The sequence below is a fragment of the Coprobacter fastidiosus genome (assembly GCF_030296935.1).
GTDB classification, from domain to species: Bacteria; Bacteroidota; Bacteroidia; order Bacteroidales; family Coprobacteraceae; genus Coprobacter; species Coprobacter fastidiosus.
This window is the reverse complement of record NZ_AP028032.1, coordinates 215,248-238,792: the sequence shown is the minus strand read 5'-3', so window position 1 is coordinate 238,792 and position 23,545 is coordinate 215,248. Positions and strand designations below refer to the sequence as shown.

Below are 23,545 nucleotides of genomic sequence, written 5' to 3'. Positions count from 1 at the left end.
TAAAACAAAAACAAATTTGGTCAAAGTTAAGCATATTTCTTAAACAATCTATACGGATATTCCAAAAATCAATGACAGGTCAAAATTATTCTCAGAATTTTTGCATATTTAATCATAACTCATATTTTTGTAAAGAGTTAACCCTTTGTTACATTTATTTTAAGAACAAAGACATATTAATAATTTTATTTATACTATGAAGAGTGTTTATACTTTCGGGAACGGCAAAGCAGAAGGCCGTTCTGACATGAAGAATCTGTTGGGAGGAAAAGGTGCCAATCTTGCTGAAATGAATCTGATCGGAGTTCCTGTACCTCCCGGTTTCACGATCACAACTGAAGTTTGTACAGCCTATAATAAAGAAGGGAAAGATGCAGTTGTAAAATTAATTAAGGCTGATGTAGAAAAAGCGATGGCCCATGTAGAGAATCTGATGGGAACAAAATTCGGTGATGCAAAAAACCCCTTATTGGTTTCCGTTCGTTCCGGAGCAAGAGTCTCTATGCCGGGTATGATGGATACGGTATTAAATTTAGGACTGACAGATGAAGCGGTAGAAGGTATTGCCAAAAAATCGGGAAACCCTCGCTTTGCATGGGACTCTTACCGCCGTTTCGTTCAAATGTACGGAGATGTCGTATTGGGAATGAAACCCAAAAGTAAAGAAGATATCGATCCGTTCGAAGAGGTAATGGACGAAGTTAAAAAACAAAAAGGGGTAAAAAACGACACCGAACTGGAAGTCGAAGACCTCAAACTCTTAGTAAAGAAGTTCAAAGCTGCTGTAAAGGAACACACAGGCAAAGATTTTCCGGATTCTCCATGGGAACAACTATGGGGAGCTATTTGTGCCGTATTCGATAGTTGGATGAACGAACGGGCTATCTATTATCGTCGCATGAACCAAATCCCCGAAGAATGGGGAACTGCCGTAAACGTACAGGCAATGGTATTCGGAAATATGGGTGAAACTTCTGCTACCGGAGTTGCATTTACGAGAGATGCCGCTACCGGAGAAGATATATTTAACGGTGAATATCTGATCAACGCACAAGGAGAAGACGTGGTTGCCGGAATCAGAACTCCGCAACAAATCACGATCGAAGGATCTCGCAGATGGGCTGCATTGCAAGGTATATCGGAAGAAGAACGTGCAAGCAAATATCCTTCACTGGAAGAAGCGATGCCTGCTTGTGCTAAAGACCTGATCGAAACACAACAGAAACTCGAAGACTACTTCAAAGATATGCAGGATCTTGAATTTACGATTCAAGACGGTAAGTTATGGTTATTGCAAACCCGTAATGGAAAACGTACCGGAGCTGCTATGGTAAAAATCGCCATGGATATGCTTCGGGAAGGTGTCATCGACGAGAAAACCGTACTCAAAAGAATGGAACCGCAAAAACTGGACGAATTATTACATCCGGTATTCGATAAAAAAGCGATGAAAGAGGCTAAAGTAGTAGCCAAAGGTCTTCCTGCATCTCCGGGTGCAGCAACCGGAATGATCGTATTTTTCGCAGATGATGCAGAAGAATGGGCGGAAAAAAGGAAAAAAGTAATTTTGGTACGGATCGAAACGTCTCCGGAAGACTTACGCGGAATGAACGTAGCTCAAGGTATTCTGACAGCTCGAGGAGGTATGACGTCTCACGCAGCCGTAGTAGCTCGTGGCATGGGGAAATGCTGTGTATCGGGAGCTGGAGAAATAAAAGTAGATTATAAAGCCCGCACTTTGGAAATGGGCGGTCACATTTATAAAGAAGGAGATTGGATTTCTCTGAACGGATCGACCGGAGAAGTTTATGACGGACAGGTAAATACCGTTGATGCCGATTTAAGCGGAGATTTTGCAAAAATTATGGAGTTGGCGGAGAAATACACCAAAATGGATGTAAGAACCAATGCCGATACGCCTAAGGATGCTGCCGTTGCACGTAAATTCGGAGCAAAAGGTATCGGACTTTGCCGTACAGAACATATGTTCTTCGAAGGTGATCGAATTAAAGCCATGCGAGAAATGATTCTTTCTAAAGATGAAGAAGGCCGCAGAGAAGCTTTAAAGAAACTGCTTCCTATGCAGCGTCAGGACTTCGAAGGTATCTTTATGGCAATGGACGGTTTCGGAGTAACGATACGTCTTCTCGATCCTCCTTTGCACGAATTCGTACCTCACCAGTTAGCTACACAAAAAGAACTGGCCGCAGAGATGGGACTTTCTATAGAAGAAGTAAAACTTGCATGTGATTCTCTGGAAGAATTCAACCCTATGTTAGGACATCGTGGCTGCCGATTGGGATGTACATATCCTGAAATTACCGAGATGCAAGCTCGTGCCATTATCGAGGCTGCACTCGATGCAAAAGCCAAAGGAGCAAAAGTGATTCCTGAAATCATGGTTCCTCTGGTAGGCATAGTCGAAGAATTGAAAATGCAGGCTGCTATCATTCATCAAACTGCAGAAAAAGTGTTCTCGGAACGCAACGATCAAATCGAATATAAAGTAGGAACAATGATCGAAGTTCCCCGCGCCGCATTAACTGCCGATAAAATAGCGGAAGTAGCCGATTTCTTCTCTTTCGGAACAAATGACTTGACCCAAATGACATTTGGATTCTCTCGAGATGATGCCGGTAAGTTCCTGAAAATATATCAAGAAAAAGGAATATTAAAAAACGATCCGTTTGCAATCCTCGATCAACAAGGTGTAGGACAATTAGTACGTATGGGTACAGAAAAAGGTCGTGCTACCAAACCGAAACTGAAAGTCGGTATTTGCGGTGAACACGGCGGAGAACCATCATCTGTCAAGTTCTGTGCCTCTCTCAACATGAATTACGTGAGTTGCAGTCCTTATCGTGTACCTATCGCACGGGTCGCTGCGGCGCAGGCTGCTATCGAGGACTAACCCCCTTTAATCTTACAATATCAGTTAGGCTGTAATACAAAATATTACAGCCTAATTTATATTTGAGGGGAAAAATAAAATCTATTATTCCTACAAGTTATCAAATATTCTTCTTTACACTGTGATCTCTTCAGTCTAACTACATCTATATTAATATCATAATAGCACTTTTCTCTACTTTTATAGAAATGAGTATGATCAACATTTATTATATAATCTTACATTCTCAATTTATTAATCCTTTATACAGAATTTTGTATTCATTTTAGTATCTTTGAAGTATCGGAAACATCCCACCATCAGTAAAGTGCTGTCGGGCGACTGTTGTGATTTGCTTTCATTTTAGTATCTTTGAAGTATCGGAAACATCCCACCATCAGTAAAGTGCTGTCGGGCGACTGTTGTGATTTGCTTTCATTTTAGTATCTTTGAAGTATCGGAAACATCGAAACTAATTTCCGGACGATCTTCTTTGAGTTGTGATTTGCTTTCATTTTAGTATCTTTGAAGTATCGGAAACATCAGAATGGAAACTGATACAACGGATACAGAAGTTGTGATTTGCTTTCATTTTAGTATCTTTGAAGTATCGGAAACATCACGATCTTTGTAAGATTTTATTAATTAATGACTTACAAAACAAATCAGAATAAAAAAATTGATGTTATTTCCTATGAAAAATCCTGCACAATGGCAGGATTTTTCTTTTTAGAACAGTTCTAATTGCTGACCCGGAGTATTCACCGACATTGTTTTCTTACCATAGAAAAGTTCAATATTTCCAAATTGCTTATCTGTAATACACATAATTCCTACATTCCCATGCTCCGGGAGAAAAGATTTAACTCTTTTTATATGTACTTCTGCATTTTCGCTACTGGCGCAATGACGAACATAAATGGAAAATTGAAACATTGTAAAGCCATCCTTTTGCAGATTCTTCCTAAAATCTGTATATGCCTTTTTATCCTTTTTCGTTTCAGTAGGCAAATCAAATAGTACAAGTACCCACATAACACGATATTCACTAAATCGGTCCATCAAATTTCCGGATAGGATATTTTACGCAATTCTCCACTAAAGCACTTATACAAAGAAGCAGTAGTCTGTCCAACTGCTACCATTAACGGACTTCGTTTTCCGGCAATATTGGTTTCCAATGTAGGAATAGTCAGTAATCGGACTTTCAACTCTTTTGTCAACTCAGCGTAATTTCCCCCTTGCCTAACTATGCTATAAACTAATCTATCTACATAGGGACGATATGGCTCCATAATATCATCTGCCATGCAATAAGCATTATAGCGGTTGTGGTGATGTATTCCCAATATCTCTTGTAAAACCTTCTATCCGAAACAAGTTTTTCCAATAATAAGCTGCAGCACGAGCTTCTTGATTATCCGGATCTCCACTTCTCACATTGGCCGCCCAAACTTTCATGCATTTTATCTCTTCTCCGGTACACTCTTTTAACACTGCTGCCTGATTCTCTATCTTAGCTTTTATCGTCTGCTGCCAAAGTTGTTTCGACAATGGCAGAGAAGCATCCAACTGCTGCCTAAACCTCTCGTTCTGTGTAGTATTTCCATGTAGAGGAAGTAATAAACCTACCGGCATACTTTTACTGTCACATGTCAGAACAGCACAATTATTTTCAAGGAATGCCTCCAATACCCCTGAAGTGATAGTTATCTGTTTATGATCCAATACTATAACACCGATATCCTCTATCGGTTTGGACACTTCTGATACTTGTTTAAAATATTCAGGGAGAGTGTCATTATCAACAACTTCCGGTAATCTTATTATTAATTGGGCATTTCTTAATGATAGATAGGCTGGGTTTCCAAAATAAAGTGTTTTCTTAATCATAATACACAGATTTTAGTCATTAAGTTTCTAAGAGCTGTCTAAACTTTCCAATAAAAAATACTATCAGATCATTTTTGCGTTTTCTTCCGGTCTTCTTTCCCATTTTCACTCGTCAGATATCCCGCTATCCTCCTCATAAAATCAGAAAAACATCCTCGAAAGGCACTCTCAAACCCGACCCGAGCAAAATTGAGACAAGCTCTAAGGAATTCCTTATAAATAATCTACTTTTAATATTCTCCTACTGAGACAATCTGCCCTATATGATTTACTCGGACTTTAACTATACCTTCTAATTTATTGGGTGTTAGAATACGTTTCCATGTAATTTCTTTTAAAAACTTATCATCAACAACCTTAGTTTCCAGATGATGTCTAAACATATAATCTTTTTCCGTAATCTTCTGTACCCTAAACAAATTAGGACTGATCACCGCATAATTTTCCGGATTCAACAAATCCACTTCTTTCGGGTCGAATCTGGTTTTCTCATTAGGGAACACAAAATACTCGTTCTGTTTCATCGTGAACATAAACTGCCAGCCCTCACTTTTGTTATAATTCTTATCTATGACAGGTAAACCTAAATTCACCCGTGTGACAGCTTCAAAGAAAGAAACCACGACTTCGTCAAGTTCATACACAGGATTACCTTCATTATCAAGCATCTCTTGTCCTGTCTTATTTAAAACAGGTTTTCGATAAATAGCCACGTGATGATTATTGCCTGTATTCACAAAATCCACAGGGATTTTCTTTCCTGTTTCATCTAAAATCAGATTTCCGTTTTTATCTTTCTTGCCATGCAATGATTGCACCTTATTAATACCTCGAATAGTCACTCGCTTGATAGCTATTCCTTTCTCCTCATTCAGCCATATAGGATTCTCATCTAAGTTAACAAATGCTCTCTTGGCTTCTCCATCATATTCTCTCAAACGTTGCTCCAAAATAGAACGAACTTTTGCATCAACCACCTTGTCTACACTTAAATTCGGATCGACAGGTTTACGTATAGTATAGACAGTTTCCAACTCAACCGTTCGTACTCTCTCCGGTACTCGTGCCGTTTGTTCCCTATTAAGGTAAACCGGATTTTTTTCCAACGAGTTTTTACCGGTAAACGCTTTCTTGGGATCGTTACCAAAAGCCGCCAACCGTTCAAGCAAAGCATTCCGATAAGCCTGTTTGCACACTGTCGCAATTTTAGAGGAGTCAAAAGAAGCATTCACTTTTTCCTCTTTCGTAACATATTGTCTATGGCTACCGTAGATAGTTTCTAAATGCAATTGTCCTCGCGGGGATTGTTGTAACTTCTTATTTTCTCCGCCCTTTCTTTTTGTACAATTCACATTATTAGTAACTACTTTATTTTTAGCCTTAATAGATACCAACAAAGTTTCCAAATGACTTTTCGCTTCTGCACGAAACCGCACTAACGGCATAGGAGGCAAAGACCTTCCATTTTCAAAATAACGAGTCTTTATACCTATTATATCGGAGTGCTCTTTGCAGTCAGCCTGCCATGCCGCATTTTTGTTGTTAAAGTATTGAATAAACACATCTTTGGTAAAAGCTACGGTTAAAGCATCCATGGCATGATGCCGATGATCATTTCTTTTTGTCCAGTCCTTTATTCTTTTAATTTTTCGTCCATCCTTATCTTCATACACTTCTACCAAACCCAAAGTCTCATATTTAGGCAAGTTCAATTCTTTCAATACATCCACAAGCTGCCAATCCTCTCGCAATCTATCTGTTATAGAACCGGTGGTAGCTACTACTCTGCGACAAATCTCATTCAGCATAGCGAGAGCCTTTTTAGCTATATATTGTGTGTTTCTCAAATCCCGATCAATAAATCCTTCCGGAATATTTTCCTGCCCCATTTTCAATTTCCGGAGTTTTGTTCTCTGACCTTTAAACAAACTTTCGCAACGATTAAGATATTGTTGCAAGCCTTTTTCTCCATATTTCTCCTTTACGAAGTCATAAGCTGTTTTATTTCCTTTCTCAATGTTAATCGCTTTATACTCCAATGTCTTATTCGACAATGAATCATCGAAAAGCCGAGCTTGCGGAATGATGTGTTCTATATCTATCTCTTTACTGAACACTTTTTCTTTGGGTATATACTGATTGGAATACAACGTTTTATATCCGTTATCCTTCAATTCCTCATAAAGTTTATAGCGAATAATGTCATTACGGCTCACATTTATCATGCCGAATTCTTCCTGCAATACTTTACGTATTTCTTCATGTTCACGGGTACTTTTTGCAATAGCTTTAGTCAGTTCTTCCCGTTCCTTAGCACTTTTCTTCAATTCACGCGCTAATTCTACTCGAATTTCATCAGGTTTTCCATAAGTGTCAATGATTGCGTTAATCACATTCACCATTTGATTCAAAATCTTTTCAACTACCGGATTACGCAAGCTGTTTTTAGGCAGAATATCCAGTTTATCTTTCAATACCTTATTTTCTATCTCCTCTTTAGTCAGAGAAGATTTAGAATGGCGATAGCCTGCATATCCACATGCCACATCATATCGGTTGCCTTCTTTCAAATAAGGCAAAATCTTTTTAATAGCTTTAGCACTCAGGCTTCCATAATCGTTTTGGAACGAAATATTCACAAGTTCTAAGGCACACTCTTTGCCCACATGGCAAAGCTCCATAAGCTTTTCAACCAACTTTCCGTTTCCGGTCGGTGTATTGTCTCCCTCAAATGAATATAATAAATGCCAAAGCTTGAAATAAGGCTGCTTCTCCAAATCTTTACCCTCTTTATTCAAATCTACGAAAAGCAAATCTGTATTCCATCCCAGATCGGCAAAGATAACTTGCAACTGTTCTATTATCTTATCTGTCGGTTTTCCAAAATCCAACGGTTCATAGCCATACTTCTCGATCATTTTGCTGTATGCCGAAAAGAGGACATTCCCCGTATCATTTCCTTCTATCTGTTCGAAATTCATATCCAAATCCTGAGGATTGTCGAACAGGAGTTTTAAAATATATTCTTTTTTAAGGCTCTTTTTTACGGAGAGTTCCTTAGCCAATATCTCTTTTTCTTCTTGATATAAATATCGCCATCCTTCTACCATCAAAGTATCCTCCGTACCGTCAAACAATCCGGGAAAAGCATCCGTTCTCTTTCGCTTACACTTTTTTTCACCGGCAAATACTTCTACATTATTCAATGTCTGCCATATTTTGAATTCTTGAAACAAAGGATGTGAACGAGGTATGACTTTACATCCCACCACCTTAGCTTGCATCTTGCCATTTTTCTCCACCATAATTTCTCGGTTTTCAAATTCACAAAAACCGATCAAACCTTTTTGGCTTTTCAAGCGTCTTTGGTAAAAGATAATAATATCACGAATTTCTTTTTTCAGCTCCACGGTCAACTCCTTATGGAATTCCGCCTGCTTTTCCCAAATTTTATCAAACTCATCCAAATAATCCTGCCGGTAGAACACCATGTTACGCAGACTTGTATTGGGATTCTTTTCCAGTTCAGCCATTTGATATTGACCTACCGTCTGACGATTAAAATAAAGGACCTTGCTCCGGTCGCTAATTGCTCCTAAATAACCACTTGAAGTACTTATCTGTCCATTAATTTCCTGCAACACCACTGCAACTTTTTCCAAGTCGAGCTGCTCCGTAAGAGCTTGTACACGCCAACAATAGTTCTCTTTTCTTTGTTCCTCCTTTTTGACAGTCCGTTTAAGACCGACGAGTTTACATTCTTTTTCCACACGTTCTGTTTTGGACTCTTTTTCATTCCAAACAACCATTTCATCCGTCCAAATAAAGTATTTCGCCAGAATAGCCCATGTCTGGCTTTTATTCTTTCCTTTGATTTCTTCTTTGGCGGTATCACAAAAGGCTTTCGGGTTAAACTGTTTTTGGAAGTTCCATATTCTATCAAACTCTTCCTGCAAATCGGAACTATAAAAATCAGGCAGAGACTTTTTGCCCGATTCGAGTAGCTGTAGACAAAGTTGCCCGGGAGTTAAATCCTCATCATACAATTTTTTAGCAACCTCCATTCCGTCAATCAAAGTTCCGGCCTCTTTTTCTTTTATTTTTCGACTGCTTTTATATCCCCGTTTTTTGTTGATCATCAACAACACACGTGCAAGTTCCTGTAAAGAGATTTCTTCATCGGGAGCTTTCGCCCTTAAACGATAAGTCTCAAATGTCGTTCTGTTTCCTTGCTCCGAAAGAATAGTACCATCCGTTATAAACCCAACTTTTTTTAAAAGCTTTATTAATGCATCGCGCCGCAATTTATACCGCTGCAAATTACGGCGCATACTTCTTTTAAGAGTCCTGTCCGCATTAGTAGTAATACTTTTCCCTTTCTCAAAATTTTGCATTTCATCGACAGTCAAAGGATTTACTCGTACACCCAACTTAATGATCGATGATACCTCATCACTATTTTCAGCTTCATTTACCAATGCCCACCCTATACTGTTCGAACCCAAATCCAGACCTAAAATCTTTTTCATGATATATTTGTTTTAACTTTCCCAAATATAAAAATTTTATTTTAAAAATATTTGCACATAAACCATTTATTTTATACTTTTGTCATACTAAAATGAAGCAAATCACAATAAGGATCATTCCGTTGTGAAAACATTAGGTTCCCTCGCCCTTCTGCGGGGGATTTTTACAGGTAAAGCTTATGTTTTCCGGCAATTTAAATTCTATGAAAACACGTCCTACCCTATTTTGAAGTAAGATAAGGCTTTATAAATTTAATTCATAAAAATAGAATCTTAAATATTCTCCCATAAAGATATAAACCACACCTTAAAAATAAATAAGATATCCGCCTATCCCGAATAAACCACATTTATAACATAACTAAAAATAATATGAATTTAAACCAAAAAATCTTATCATTACTATCTCTCATAACGATAAGCAGCTATGGACAACTTGACAAATCCCATAATCGAATATGTATAGGTGATAGTCTGATAAAACAACAAATAGAATATGTCGATCCCGGAAAACCCGGAAAAAATATCACTTGGGATCTCAGCCAAGCACAAGTTATAAGAGAGGAATATCCGATAATATACTCCTCTCCGAAATTAATCGAAGATTCTATATACGTCATCGGAAATGACACAATACTCAAACGATATGTACCCAATACCGAATATTATATCAAAAAAGAATACGGAACTATGTATTATTATCAATTCAAAAACGATACAATATCTCTAATCGGACATGAAAATCCCACTGTCAGGCTCAGATATACCGAACCGTTAATGGAATGCGTATTCCCGCTAAACTATAATGACGAATTCTTGTCTCCTTATCTTTTAGAAGGAGTCTATTCTAACTCATCAAAAATATTATCTTCAGGTAATATAAAAATAAAAGCCGACGCTTACGGAAAAATAATACTTCCTGAAGGGGACACGATCTCTCCGGTTCTACGCGTAAAAACGACACAGACAATATGTCGATCCATGCGTTCCTCCATATACAAAGATTCTATACGACCCAATGTCCAAGACAAAGTCATCGAGACGTATAAATGGTATGCCAAAGGATACCGATATCCGGTATTCGAAACTGTGCACAACATCATAAACGATACACTTTTTTTCGGAACATCCTTTCTCTTCCCACCCCGGCAACATACTTATACCAATATAAAGGACATAACACGTTCCGATTCATTAAATCGGTCATGGGATATCGATAAGAAAAACAAATCAAAAAACAAGGATTCTGAAACATACCAAGACGGTATCGGAAGAGATATGTCGGAAAGAAATTATGAGGTTTTTCCCAATCCTACAGATTCTTATCTAAACATAAAATATGCTATTACAAAGCCTTCAAGAATAAATATCAGCTTATACACAGAAGACGGCAGATTGGCATTAAAAATAGAAAAAGATCTATCTGCATCCGGCTCATATTCTGAAATTATAGATTTCAGAGACTTTATCAAAGGCAATTATCTTTTACAGATTACAGAAAATAAAAGGATAATATTCAGTAAAAAAGTAATTAAAAAATAATATACAATGAGAAAACAATATAATATCGTTGCAGCTTTATCCCTATTCTGCTCCATAAATGCATCCGCCCAATTTTCGGCATCATATCCTAATCATGACGGTTCTTATGTATCTTCTACCTTTTTTAATCAATATCCGGATTTATTCAACACTTTAGTAGAAAAACCTAAAGCTGCTGAATTATTTAAATTCCCAGAACCTGACATTTCTTATGCCACAGGAAAAATAAATCTACAAATACCGATTTACACAATGGACTTACAACTTTTGACTCTACCATTGACCTTGCAATATAATTCCTCAGGTATCAGAATACAAGACAAACCGGGAGTCGCAGGATACGTTAATGGTAAAGAACTCGATCTTTTTCACGGATTGAACTGGTATGACTATCTCGCTCGCGGAATGGACCCGGCCGCAGGAAGGTTTACCGCCATTGATCCTCTCTGCGAGAAATATTTTGCATTATCTCCATACGTGTTCTGAGCAAATAATCCGGTTAACTATATTGATCCTGACGGAATGGACTGGTTTCGCACTAAAGATAATAGTGTGCAATATGATCCTAATATAAAAAAGAATTCTAAGCTGGAAGATGGATATACTTATTTGGGAGAAACCTATCAGATTACAGATAATAACGGTAATATTTTGGAAAATTATAGAGCAGATGGCAGTATTGTTTTTTCTAATCCTACCAAAGCTTATCAAAGAATAAATAACAATACTCTCAAAACAGGAAACGAAGAAATGGCTATAGTAACAAAGGATAAAATATTTGTCTTACCTAATTTTCTAAATACTCCGAATGAAGCGAAGGTAGAGGAATATGGTTATTCATGGGATAATGGGAATCTCATTGATAATATAACAAAAAAGAAAATTCCAACAGAAACAACAATACATACTCATCCCGGGAAAAAAGAGTACGATGATGGATGGGCAAGACCAAGCTCTGAAGACAAAAGATATTTTGGGACTTACACTCCAAATAAAGCTTTTCATGTATTGGGATATGACGGAATCATATGTACCTAAAGATTATAAGAATCAATATATCCCTATATATAAAGTTTCTACTCTAAAAAATTTATTAAATGGTAAATATAAATTGAAAAGATAATGTTATGAAAAAGCTTCTATTTATACCATTATTCATTTTTATTATTAATTGTAATAACAACCGTATCTCACAAAATACAGAAAGTGAAGTTTCAACATTAGAAAACCGATTTATTTCCAATCAGTTAGCCAATATACTATATAATTATATTTCATTTGATGACAGCTGCATATATGCATTATATATCGACAAACGGTTACCGGATGATTATGTTGTAGCTCTGATCAAATATCCTAAACCATCGAAGTATAGGTTTGAAATAGAATATAAAAGTATGAAAGGGCAGAATTTCAATAGCAATTTATCCATAGACACTATTACCAATCAGGCATTTTCCTTGTTTGAGCAATTATATATATTATGCAGGAAACCGCTAAACTATATTACTATAAAAAACAAAAATATATTTATTTTTTCCGGAATAGAAGATCTTCTCAAACAAAAAAACGACACTCTCGAATTTTTATTGGAATATACATCTATAAAAGGTGGACATAATCCGTGGAGTATATTTCTGCAAAAAGACTCCTCCTTTTTACTTGAAGAATCTGATATTGCTTTTAGTGGAATAACCCAAGGATATGAAGATTCTGTTGCTCCACTCGACTCATTCATTAAGCACATCTATACCCTCAAAAACTTACCTCAAATCAAATCGACAGGGCTATTTGCCTTATCCACCAATTTATATAAAATAATAGCTTCATTTATAAAAGAGAACCGGATAAAAGACGGGATTATTGAATTAAAGGTGCAAAAAACAAACTATCAAAACCATGAAATAACAATAGATCTTCGAAAAGACGAACCGGATTATTTATTGAAAAAACATCCGGTTAATATATCATTCATAAACGGACATCCTGTATATATTTATACCGGAATAGAAAATTTTATAGAAGTGGGAATCGACAAAATATATAATTATACGCCTCAGGAACAGCCGATAGCCTCATGGAAAATAGTAATCTCTCCTAAAGTGTCTTCACCATAATATCTAAAGACTAATTAGCTCTATTATGGTCCTACTCCAACAAAATCACAAATTAATAAAAAACAAATAGCGATTATCGGGTTGGTAAAACCTCAATAATCGCTATTCTAATTATTTTTCCCAATTGTCCGTACGGAAAGGAGATGCCGGAAACAACTCTTTATTGTACAGGTTACAAACCGGACTGTTGGAAAATCCATAACGCACAGCAACAGGTTTCAGCACCTTCGGGCTCGAGACAATCACTTGATCTCCATCGATCACGGCATCAGCCCAAACAAATTTACGGTCTTCTCCGGCAATGCAGAACCCGGTAAGTTTCTCGGAATTTTTAGGTTTTTCTCCTTTAGGTGTATAGGGAGAAGATGCTATTGTCAATCCGCTTCCGCAATTACTGAAATGAATAATCGCCTTATCCCCCTCTATCGTCATGCTTTGGTATAATGGACCAGAAGCAATTATCTTTTCGCCGTATGCTAATTTTCTTGCTGCTAATGCCAAACGATGTCCTACGTCATATTTATCGATCGGATGCAGATCGAAAGGATCACCGACATCGATAGTCACAGCCATAGCCGTATTGGGCAAAGCAAGAGCTTTTAATTGTCCTTCACGCACCCAACGCCAGCCTTGTCCTTCTTCTGAAGGTTTCTGATCGACAGGTCCGAAATTCGGTAACTGTACGTATATAAAAGGGAAATCTCCTATTCCCCATTTTTGCCGCCAATCATTTATCATGCAAGGGAACAGCGTAGCATATTCTTTCCCTGATCCTCCGGAATTGAATTCTCCCTGATACCATATCACTCCTTTTATCGACAAGGGAATTAAGGGATTGATCATCGCATTGAACAGATTGGTCGGTCCGTTATTTCCTCCATTCGGTTTAGGCGGATCTGAAGGACGGGGAGAACTCGGTTTCGGTTTTTCAGGAATAGGAAGTCCGGCTGCCTGAGCCTTCTTTACCTCAATAGCCCATTCTTTTTGTGCCTCGTCCCACTCTTTACCCACAGTATTATTCCACTTTTTTATCGCTACGTCAAACTCGGCTTTCCTCTGTTTATAATTAGCGACAACTTCAGGATTTATCCTGACATTTTTTTCATAAAGATCGACATAACGTTTCAACTTAGGTTCAGCCTTCAAAGCAGACAGACTCGTCCAAGCCTCAGCACGTGTACCTCCCCACGCACTTTGTATTATTCCTAAAGGACGACCGTTTGTTTGACGAATATCCCGAGCAAAATAATAAGCTGCACTTGCAAATCCTTGTCCGTTTATTTTCCTCAATGCCTCAGGTGTACATAAAACCCATTTTGCAGCCCATTCGGGGTTTTGGGTATCTTCGGGCATATAAATATCGGACAGAGGATCAAGCGAGGTATTTCTCGGGACAAAAAATAGCCGCAACAAGGAATCTGCCGAAGCATCTACATCTTTTTTATAATGATTTTTATTAATACCCCATTCCATATTAGACTGTCCCGAAGCGACCCACACGTCTCCGACCAATACGTCCTCATATATAATTTTATTATTTCCTTTTATCGTGAGGGTCTGCCCTTTCGATTTCGTTTTTATGGGTTTCAAAGAAACTTTCCATTTACCATCCTGTCCGGCAACCGCCTTTCCTTTTTTTCCGGCAAGAGTCACGACCACCTTTTCTCCGGGATCGGCCCATCCCCATATGGATAATTGCGAGTCCTGCTGCAATACCATATGGTCGCCAAAAATTCGTGGCATACGAATATCGGCTTTTACTGGACAACTACATAAAAGATATGCTCCGGCAATAATAGCTATCTGCTTTATCGATAATAATTTATTCATGATCTTATTCCAATTTTATTCTGCCATAAAATCATTACATTATTTTACAAGAAATTCGTGAATACTCCACCAAGTCGAAACATCTTTAGTCAATGCGATCTTTATATATCTCGTTTCGACAGATGAAGGAAAAGTTATTACCGTTGCATCTCCTTTAATCCCTTCTCCCGTAATAACTGGATTTCCCCAATCTTTTCCATCTTTAGAAAGATACACGGCATAACCTCGAGGGAAATCATTTGCACTACGGCCTTGCTGTAATTCGATCACACTAAATTTCTGAGGAGTCTTCATATCGACAATAATCCAATCTCCCGCAACTTGCGGTTTTCCCAATGTCCAACGAGAATCGAGATCACCATCGACAGTTTTAGAAGGATTTTGAAAATCAAATTTATAATTAGATGCTGTTACAGTCCATTCCGTACGGTCAGTATCTCTTTCTTGATTCTCATTATTCGTTGCAGCTCGTAACATTCCGATCGAAACGATAACACACAAAACAAATACGGTAATTCTTTTTGCATTCATGATTTTAAAAGTTAATGATTAATATATAAAATGTGTCTTTATATAAACAAATATAGGAATGACCGCTTAACAATTTTCGGAAAACGAACTTAATTGAAAATTAATAAATAGCTTAATATCGGAAATATGGTAAAATCAAAAAAGTAACGACTCAATTTCTCAAGAAAACTATAACATGCCTAGGTATAATTATAAAAAAACAGGGGAATGAACTATGTTAAAATCGCTCATTCCCTCTTAAATATATTTTTTTGGGCAAATCAAATATAATGTTCGTCTGTATTTCCCTGATGTTTCAATACTTTTGCATTTACAAAAAAGATTATCTCTTCTGCCATATTCGTAATATGATCTCCCGCACGTTCCAACTTACGAAATACACTGACCAAATTCAGACAAGTCAACCGATCATCCGGATGTTCTCCCAAATAATCGGCAAGAATAGGTGTTACCGCCGAATTTATATCATCTAATAAATTGTCTTTAGCAAGAACAGATGTAGCCAAATCCGGATTTTCCTCATCCAAAGCTCGCTTAGCCATATCCAACATATCAAGAACTGTCATAAACATCGTCTTTAACTGCAATCTTTCCATCAATGCTTCATTTAACGGTTCAGGACAATGAATTACAAACCGAGCTATTCCTTCTGCAAAATCTCCGATTCGTTCCAGGTTCGAATTGATCTTCAGCATTGCCAGAACGAGCCGAAGGTCTACCGCCACCGGACTGTATAAAGCAATTATATCTTCTATATCACTGTCTATTTTCAATTCAAAGGCATTGACATGTTTTTCTCTTACAATGACTGTCTGTGCATCTTCCCTATTCAAATTTTGCACTGCATTCCCAGATTTATCAATCTGCGTTCTTACCAGCTCCCACATTTCATCCACTTCTTTGCGAAGACGGACTAACTTCGATTCTATAAATTCGACCATAACCTTATCTATTTCTAATAATATCAACCAAAGCGACCGGTAATATAATTTTGCGTGGCCTCTTTACCCGGATTTGTAAATATCTTTTTAGTATCGTCATACTCAACCATCTCTCCCATATAAAAGAAAGCTGTCTTATCGCTGATACGCGATGCTTGTTGCATATTATGTGTTACGATAACAATCGTATAATCGTTTTTCAGTTCATGAATCAACTCTTCTACTTTTGCCGTAGAGATCGGGTCAAGAGCCGAAGCCGGCTCATCCATCAATAAAACCGAAGGAGAAACCGCCATAGCACGTGCAATGCACAACCGCTGCTGCTGTCCTCCCGAAAGAGCAAAAGCCGATTCTTTCAACTTATCTTTCACTTCATTCCACAAAGCTGCACCTTTCAATGTTTCCTCTACGCGATTCCGAATAAATTCTTTATCCTTTACACCGTTGACACGCAATCCATAAGCAACATTCTCAAATATACTTTTCGGAAAGGGATTGGGTCTCTGAAAAACCATTCCTACATTTTTCCGCAATTCATCGACCTGTATATCCTTATCATAAATATTTTTCCCATCGATCAAGATTTCTCCATTCAACCGTGTATCGGGAATCAAATCATTCATACGGTTAAATAATCGGAGAAACGTAGATTTTCCACACCCCGACGGACCTATAAACGCTACGACAGATTTCTCTTCGATCTGCATACTTATTCCTTTGAGAGCGTGAAAATTCCCATAGTAAAAGTTTACGTCTCGGGCATCGATCTTATTCATTTTCTTTTTATATTAATTTGTTTTTACTTTATTTGAAAAATACTTTCTCAAGGCATTTGCCAGTAAATTGATAAACAGAATAATAGCGATCAGGACCAATGCTGTCCCGTATGCCAACGGTAACTGAGCTTCCATGTTTGTTCCGCTTGTAGAGATAACATACAGATGATAAGGCAACGCCATACACTGATCAAAAATACTTTCGGGCAACTGTGGCAAAAAATAAGCAGCACAAGTAAATAATATGGGGGCTGTTTCTCCTGAAACTCTCCCTAACGCAAGAATCAAACCGGTAATAATATTGGGCATTCCCATCGGTAAAATCACATGCCATATCGTTTGCAGTTTAGTTGCTCCCAATGCCCGGCTACCTTCTCGCAGACTATCGGGAATAGCTTTCAGAGATTCCTCTGTCGTCCGAATCACCAGCGGCACGCAAAGCAACCCTAAAGTTAATGAACCGGCTATAATACTATCCCCAAAATTCAGATATTTTACAAACAACGCCATACCGAACAGTCCGAATACAATGGAAGGTATTCCGCTCAGATTGTTTGTCATAACCCGTATAAAACGCACCAACTTTCCTTTAGGAGCGTATTCGTTCATGTATATACCGCTCATCACTCCAACCGGAAATGCGAACAAGGCACTTCCGACCATCAAATAAAATGTTCCGACAATCGCCGGCCATATACCTCCCGCAGTCATCCCGTCTGTCGGAGATTCGGTAAGGAAATCCCAACTAATAACCCCGATTCCTTTGTAAATGATAAAGCCCAAAATAGCAAACAGAATAGCTACTACCAGAACACTCAGAAAAGAAAAAATTCCGAATGCAAAGTGTTGAGAACGTCTTTTCCGGACCTCATACCCGGATGGATAAATATTGCGAATATTCATGTTTTTACTTGTTTTTTGATGATACGTATTCTACACATGAGTTTATTATCAACGTAATAAAGAAAAGCACTACACCAAGCATAAAAAGTGCTTGATAATGAGCTCCTCCAGAAGGAGCTTCTCCCAATTCGGCAGCGATAGTAGCGGGTATCGTTCTTAAAGGTTCTAAAATAGAAACAGGGATTACCGCCGCATTTCCGGTGACCATTAAAACCGCCATCGTTTCTCCTATAGCCCGACCTATTCCCAAGACTACTCCCGAAGTAATTCCGGAAATCGAAAACGGAACAACGACTTTATATATAGTCTGCCAACGAGAAGCTCCCAAAGCCAGACTTGCTTCGCGCATCGTACGAGGACAGTTTCTCATGGCATCTTCTGCAACAGTAATGATAGTCGGTAGAGCCATAATCGCTAAAACGACACTTCCGGACAAACCTGTCTCTCCAACCGGTAAATTAAACACCTTCTGTATTATAGGAACAATGACAATCAAACCGAAAAATCCGTAAACTACCGAAGGAATTCCACTCAATAATTCAATAAGAGGTTTAAGGATGCTCCGAACTCTCGGAGTGGCAATTTCAGACATATAGATAGATACGGATAGACCGAAAGGCAATGCTATAAGTATGGCAAAGAAACTTACCCATAATGTTCCCGTAATCAAAGGCAAGAATCCGAACTGCGGTGCCGGCGTTGCCGTAGGGAACCACTCTGTTCCGGCAAATACCTCTTTTAATGAAATCGTTTGATCTTCTAAAACATGAACATTCTGAGGATTCTCAACAAATTTTCGGGGTATAAAAGCGATGATTCCGGGGTCATCTTTAATCAGAGTCTCTATTTTAGATGATGCAAATTCATAAGATTCTCCCAATTCAGCTTCAGAATAATAAGCAGTCAAATCTTCCAGTCTAAAAAGCTTTATAGGTAAATCTTTTCCTCCCACTTCTTTCCAATTAACGATTTCCTCATCGAAAATATCTTTTATTTCTCTGCTGCTTAACTTTCCGATCTCATTTTCTTTATTCAAGACCAAAACATAACCGTCCTCTATTACCTTGTTATTAAATAAACCGAAAGCTTCTGTAAAAAGGAAAGCTACGATCAGCAAAATAGTAATACTTGTTATATATCCGCTACAAGTGAGGATACCTTCTACAATCTTTTCAAAAACTTTTTTCATCGTGTTTCTGTTTGTTGGCACAAAGGAATGAAACTCATATTAAGATCGTGTAAAGGAGATTTGAATAAACTGTTTCAAAATTATTACATTCATATTACAAAAATATCCGAGAGAGGTTTTGTAACTGTCAAATAACACCATTGTAAACCTTTTGTAATATCAGCTCTATTTCTTTGCGAATAAAACAAAAATATGAAACGAACAAAAAGTTATCTGATTATTTCTTTATTCCTCGCCACAACATCATTATATGCACAACGTATTAAGGGAAGCGATACCGTTCTGCCTGTTTCACAACAAGCAGCAGAAAATTTCATGAAAAAATATCCTAAAGCACATGTTACCGTTACAGGAGGTGGAAGCGGTGTCGGAATATCCTCCTTAATGGACAATACTACCGATATAGCAATGCTATCGCGTCCTGTCAAATTCAGTGAAAAAATGAAATTGAAAGAGGCGAAACAAAATATTCAAGAAGTTATTATCGCTTACGATGCTCTTGCCGTTATCATTCATCCAGACAATCCGGTAAATAAACTCACGAGAAAACAATTGGAAGATATTTTTCGAGGAAAAATAAAAAACTGGAAACAGGTAGGCGGTAAAGATCAAAAGATAGTAGTATATACTCGGGAAACATCCTCGGGGACTTATGAATTTTTCAAAGAAAGCGTCCTAAAGAATAAAAATTATATGAGCGGAACACTCTCTATGCCGGCAACCGGAGCTGTAATTCAGTCGGTAAGTCAAACTAAAGGCGCTATAGGGTATGTGGGATTAGCATACGTAAGTCCTAAAATCAAGACATTAGCTATATCATACGACAACAAAAATTACTCATTACCTTCAGTTTCCAATGCTTCCCGAAAATTGTATCCGATCGTTCGCCCGCTTTATTACTACTATAATAAACAAAATGAGAAAACGATCTCTCCATTTATTCAATATTTACTATCCGATGAAGGACAGAGCATAATCAAAGATAACGGCTATGTTCCAATCCGATAAAATACTCAAATCAAAATTGTCTGAGATAGAACCTGAATAAGTAGAATTTTAAACAAAGAAAAAGACGACTCCGAAATTTTTTTTCGGAGTCGTCTTTTTCTTTGTTTTATTTCAAAAGGAATTTAGATTATCTCTTTTTCTTTAGCCGGATTTCTGTAATATACTTTACCTTCTTGATATTCCTGAGCAGCGATCAGTGTAGGTTTCGGCAACTTTTCATAATATCTTGAGATTTCAATCTGCTCTCTGTTTTCGAATACTTCTTCAAGATTATCATTAAAAGAAGCAAATTCCTGTAACTTCTTTTCCAGATCATTTTTCATTTCTACAGAAATCTGATTAGCTCTTTTTGCTATAATACAAACAGTCTCATAAACATTTCCTGTATCCGATGACAAAGCGATCATATCACGGGTAACAGTGTTTGTCGGTGCATTCGTTTTCTTGTAATCCATATTATTGTATTGATTAATCTTTTACGTATTTACTTGCTACATTAAAAATTTTCTTAGCATCCTTTGCATTTGCTCCATCGGGAAAATCATTGATAAAACTATAATATTCATCGATCACGTCTCTGAACCGTTCTATCTTTTTCTCTTCCACACTCTGTATAGCTTCTTGATATTTCGATTTCAAGATCAACATCGAAAGATCTTCTTTTCTCTTTGTATAGGGATAATCTTTCAGAGCATTCTGTGCAGTAATCACAGCCGCATCATAATTGTTACCCATATAGTTGCCCAAATTATAATATAATTGTGCATTCAACCACTCTTTTTCTACCAATTTTTCCTGTAAAGCAAAGATTATATCTTGAGCTTCCTTTGCTTTTTCGCTTCTCGGAAAATATTCCAGAAACATCTGCATCTCATCTATTGCCTTATAGGTTCCCGACTGATCGAGTTCCGGCTCGGGAGAATCCAAATAATAACCATAACCGGCATAAAAACGGGAAAGCTCTGCAAACTGGCCTTTAGGATAGTTGGTATAGTATGTTGTAAAATACTGCCCCGATGTTGAATAATCTTTCGCCATATAATGACTACGAGCCAACAGATAAAGGGATTCTTCAGCTTTATCTGTACCCTTATATATTGTCACCAACTCTCCTAACAGAGTATATGCCCGAGCATATTTTTTCTGTTCAAAATATTTCTTGGCATATTCATATTTCATATCATAATCGGTACTTTTAAGTATTTTATTATACTCACTGCACGAAGCAAGAAATAATACCGATACAAATAAATATAAAATTCTCTTCTTCATATAGACAAATAATGTGCAAATGTAGATAAACTGATTGAATAACGAAAACAAAAAAATGAATTTTAACGGATTAAGAAACTGCTTTAAGTCATCAAGTTTGAGAGCCTCTACGCAAAATTCAGACCGACACTTCAAAATCCATTTGAATTTTTACATGTCTCCAAATATACGAAATAGTGCTGTATATCCGTCTTATGAAAACAAATATACGGCACTATTCTATATTCATCAAATTTTTTATCAAAGTTTATACAACTGATGCGCAGCCATCAATTCGAGCCGATGTTCGGTCAATACCCGAATACAATTCTCTATATTATCCGGACGAATAACGACATGGGCAACATCTCCGGCTGCAAATGCATACATATATTCAATAAAAACATTTTCATCGGAAAGATACCCTAATGCTTTAGCCAAAGCTCCCGGCGTATTCGGACAGTTAAGACAGACGACATCGGTCAAAGAGACTCCGAAATGGTGTTTCTTCAAAGCTTCCAAAGCTTTATCCGGGTCAGAAACAATAACACGAAGAATGCCGAAATCTGCGGTTTCAGCCATACTAAATGCCGAAAGGTTTACACCTTCTTCTCCCAATATACGGGTTACTTCGTTAATACGTCCGGTCTTGTTTTCAAGAAAAACCGATAGCTGTTTTATAATCATAATCGTATCGTTTTTTAATCAATTTTGCGGTTATCAATCACTCGTTTAGCTTTTCCCTGACTGCGTTCTATGCTACGAGGTTCTACCAATTTTATATTGGCAGCAATACCGAGAACACTTTGCAGTCGGTGTCCTATTTTCTTTTTCAGCTCCATCATTCTGTTGATCTCGTCCGAATAGAATTGCTCCCGAACCTCTACTTGAACTTCCAATGTATCCAGATTATTTTTACGGTCAACAATCAGCATATAATGAGGTTCGAATTCTTCCAGTTCAAGAATTACACTCTCGACCTGAGAAGGAAATACATTTACTCCCCGAATAATCAACATATCGTCACTGCGTCCGGTAATCCGGCTCATACGCACAGTGGTCCGCCCACAATCGCATTTATCATATATGAGAGAGCATAAATCTTTGGTACGATAACGAAGCAAAGGCAATCCTTCTTTCGTTATCGTCGTAAATACCAATTCTCCCGACTCTCCCGGCGACAATGGTTCGAATGTTTTGGGATCGATGATTTCCGGGAAAAAATGATCCTCACTGATATGCGCACCATGTTGACACTCACATTCATAAGACACACCAGGTCCCATTACCTCACTCAAACCGTAAATATCAAAAGCTTTGATACCCAATTTAGATTCTATTTCACGGCGCATATTTTCAGACCAAGGCTCTGCTCCGAACATACCGACCCTCAACTTAAATTCTTCACGAGGGATACCGGAATCTTTTATCGCATCAGCTAAATAAAGAGCGTAAGAAGGGGTACAAGCCAAAGCCGTAGAGCCGAAATCATGCATCAACTGTATCTGTTTAGCCGTATTTCCACTCGACATGGGAATAACCGTCGCACCCAAATTCTCTACACCATAGTGCAAGCCCAAACCTCCGGTAAACAACCCGTAACCGAAAGAGACATGAAATATATCGTGCTTATCCGTACCATAAGCAGACAGACAACGAGCTACAACCTCTCCCCAAGTCGCCAAATCCTGGCGAGTATATCCTACGACAGTAGGACGACCGGTCGTCCCCGAAGAAGCATGCAAACGCACAATCTCCGACATCGGAACTGCAAAAAGCCCAAAGGGGTAATTATCTCTCAAATCCTGTTTTGTCGTAAAAGGGAGTTTGACGATATCATCAATACTATTTATATCGTTAGGGGTTATTCCCAGTTCCTGCATTTTCTTACGATAAAACGGAGTATTATGATAAACTCTTTCTACGGTTTGCCGCAGCCGGATTCCCTGTAACTTGCGCATTTCATCCCGACTCATGCATTCGATCGTTTCATTCCAAATCATGGTATATTACAACTTTTATTTTTCGTTTAATTTCATACTATGACGACAAAGTAAATAAAAAAATATCAATCCTACTATTTGTTTAGCAAAAATACAATAAAATGAAAGTAAAATATATGATTAAGAAGACAACAGAAAGTTT

Annotated in this window: 18 protein-coding genes, 1 pseudogene and 1 CRISPR repeat array; of the genes and pseudogenes, 6 read left to right on the top strand and 13 right to left on the bottom strand. The window is 37.7% G+C overall.

Going from position 1 to position 23,545, the window contains the following annotated elements; genetic code table 11:
• The first annotated feature begins 196 nt into the window (after positions 1-196).
• The gene (gene ppdK / locus QUE35_RS00885; protein ID WP_022599509.1) at positions 197-2,911 is read left to right on the top strand and encodes a pyruvate, phosphate dikinase; all 2,715 of its coding nucleotides are present in this window, start codon (positions 197-199) and stop codon (positions 2,909-2,911) included.
• Positions 2,912-3,157: 246 nt separating this feature from the next.
• Positions 3,158-3,511: a CRISPR direct-repeat array (repeat unit 47 nt; unit sequence GTTGTGATTTGCTTTCATTTTAGTATCTTTGAAGTATCGGAAACATC).
• 108 nt (positions 3,512-3,619) lie between these two features.
• Here ppdK and cas2 read toward each other — a convergent pair.
• The 3 genes and pseudogenes from cas2 to cas9 all read right to left on the bottom strand — a co-directional run bounded on the left by cas2 (position 3,620) and on the right by cas9 (position 9,312).
• On the bottom strand, positions 3,620-3,952 hold the full coding sequence (cas2, locus tag QUE35_RS00880; RefSeq protein ID WP_022599510.1) for a CRISPR-associated endonuclease Cas2: 333 nt from the start codon (positions 3,950-3,952) through the stop codon (positions 3,620-3,622).
• A pseudogene (gene cas1, locus QUE35_RS00875) lies at positions 3,952-4,783 on the bottom strand (type II CRISPR-associated endonuclease Cas1). The gene cas2 and the pseudogene cas1 overlap by 1 nt, the downstream one beginning before the upstream one ends.
• A gap of 230 nt (positions 4,784-5,013) precedes the next feature.
• Complete coding sequence (gene cas9 / locus QUE35_RS00870; protein WP_022599516.1) at positions 5,014-9,312, bottom strand: type II CRISPR RNA-guided endonuclease Cas9; 4,299 nt, start codon at positions 9,310-9,312, stop codon at positions 5,014-5,016.
• A 372-nt stretch (positions 9,313-9,684) separates the two neighbouring features.
• Between cas9 and QUE35_RS00865 the strand changes: the two genes are divergently transcribed.
• The 4 genes from QUE35_RS00865 to QUE35_RS00850 all read left to right on the top strand — a co-directional run bounded on the left by QUE35_RS00865 (position 9,685) and on the right by QUE35_RS00850 (position 12,971).
• Entirely contained in the window at positions 9,685-10,854 is a 1,170-nt protein-coding gene (locus tag QUE35_RS00865; protein WP_022599517.1) for a T9SS type A sorting domain-containing protein, read from the top strand.
• A 6-nt stretch (positions 10,855-10,860) separates the two neighbouring features.
• The gene (locus tag QUE35_RS00860; protein ID WP_022599518.1) at positions 10,861-11,340 is read left to right on the top strand and encodes a hypothetical protein; all 480 of its coding nucleotides are present in this window, start codon (positions 10,861-10,863) and stop codon (positions 11,338-11,340) included.
• Between the two features lie 36 nt (positions 11,341-11,376).
• Positions 11,377-11,892 carry a hypothetical protein gene (locus QUE35_RS00855; RefSeq protein WP_022599519.1) on the top strand — a complete coding sequence of 172 codons (516 nt, stop codon included), beginning with the start codon at positions 11,377-11,379 and terminating at the stop codon, positions 11,890-11,892.
• A gap of 89 nt (positions 11,893-11,981) precedes the next feature.
• Positions 11,982-12,971: a hypothetical protein gene (locus QUE35_RS00850; RefSeq protein WP_022599520.1), complete on the top strand. Its 990-nt coding sequence runs from the start codon at positions 11,982-11,984 to the stop codon at positions 12,969-12,971.
• A 111-nt stretch (positions 12,972-13,082) separates the two neighbouring features.
• Here QUE35_RS00850 and QUE35_RS00845 read toward each other — a convergent pair whose 3' ends face one another.
• The 6 genes from QUE35_RS00845 to pstC all read right to left on the bottom strand — a co-directional run bounded on the left by QUE35_RS00845 (position 13,083) and on the right by pstC (position 19,141).
• Positions 13,083-14,801 carry a sialate O-acetylesterase gene (locus QUE35_RS00845; protein ID WP_022599521.1) on the bottom strand — a complete coding sequence of 573 codons (1,719 nt, stop codon included), beginning with the start codon at positions 14,799-14,801 and terminating at the stop codon, positions 13,083-13,085.
• 39 nt (positions 14,802-14,840) lie between these two features.
• Positions 14,841-15,332 carry a discoidin domain-containing protein gene (locus QUE35_RS00840; protein ID WP_022599522.1) on the bottom strand — a complete coding sequence of 164 codons (492 nt, stop codon included), beginning with the start codon at positions 15,330-15,332 and terminating at the stop codon, positions 14,841-14,843.
• Between the two features lie 260 nt (positions 15,333-15,592).
• Positions 15,593-16,273, bottom strand: a complete 681-nt coding sequence (phoU, locus tag QUE35_RS00835; RefSeq protein WP_022390672.1) for a phosphate signaling complex protein PhoU — start codon at positions 16,271-16,273, stop codon at positions 15,593-15,595.
• 23 nt (positions 16,274-16,296) lie between these two features.
• Positions 16,297-17,049: a phosphate ABC transporter ATP-binding protein PstB gene (pstB, locus tag QUE35_RS00830; RefSeq protein ID WP_009316745.1), complete on the bottom strand. Its 753-nt coding sequence runs from the start codon at positions 17,047-17,049 to the stop codon at positions 16,297-16,299.
• Between the two features lie 12 nt (positions 17,050-17,061).
• Positions 17,062-17,952, bottom strand: a complete 891-nt coding sequence (gene pstA, locus QUE35_RS00825; protein WP_022599524.1) for a phosphate ABC transporter permease PstA — start codon at positions 17,950-17,952, stop codon at positions 17,062-17,064.
• Positions 17,953-17,956: 4 nt separating this feature from the next.
• Positions 17,957-19,141 carry a phosphate ABC transporter permease subunit PstC gene (gene pstC, locus QUE35_RS00820; protein ID WP_022599525.1) on the bottom strand — a complete coding sequence of 395 codons (1,185 nt, stop codon included), beginning with the start codon at positions 19,139-19,141 and terminating at the stop codon, positions 17,957-17,959.
• Positions 19,142-19,333: 192 nt separating this feature from the next.
• Between pstC and QUE35_RS00815 the strand changes: the two genes are divergently transcribed.
• Positions 19,334-20,149: a phosphate ABC transporter substrate-binding protein gene (locus tag QUE35_RS00815; RefSeq protein WP_009316742.1), complete on the top strand. Its 816-nt coding sequence runs from the start codon at positions 19,334-19,336 to the stop codon at positions 20,147-20,149.
• Between the two features lie 122 nt (positions 20,150-20,271).
• Here the strand turns inward: QUE35_RS00815 and QUE35_RS00810 are convergent, their stop codons facing one another.
• The 4 genes from QUE35_RS00810 to QUE35_RS00795 form a co-directional block, all read right to left on the bottom strand.
• A complete protein-coding gene (locus tag QUE35_RS00810) occupies positions 20,272-20,604 on the bottom strand; it encodes a DNA-directed RNA polymerase subunit omega (RefSeq protein WP_009316741.1) in 333 nt (110 codons plus the stop codon).
• 13 nt (positions 20,605-20,617) lie between these two features.
• Complete coding sequence (locus QUE35_RS00805) at positions 20,618-21,421, bottom strand: outer membrane protein assembly factor BamD (RefSeq protein WP_022599526.1); 804 nt, start codon at positions 21,419-21,421, stop codon at positions 20,618-20,620.
• A gap of 240 nt (positions 21,422-21,661) precedes the next feature.
• Entirely contained in the window at positions 21,662-22,087 is a 426-nt protein-coding gene (locus QUE35_RS00800; RefSeq protein WP_009316739.1) for an ACT domain-containing protein, read from the bottom strand.
• 14 nt (positions 22,088-22,101) lie between these two features.
• Positions 22,102-23,403: a phenylacetate--CoA ligase family protein gene (locus QUE35_RS00795; RefSeq protein WP_009316738.1), complete on the bottom strand. Its 1,302-nt coding sequence runs from the start codon at positions 23,401-23,403 to the stop codon at positions 22,102-22,104.
• Positions 23,404-23,545: the final 142 nt, after the last annotated feature.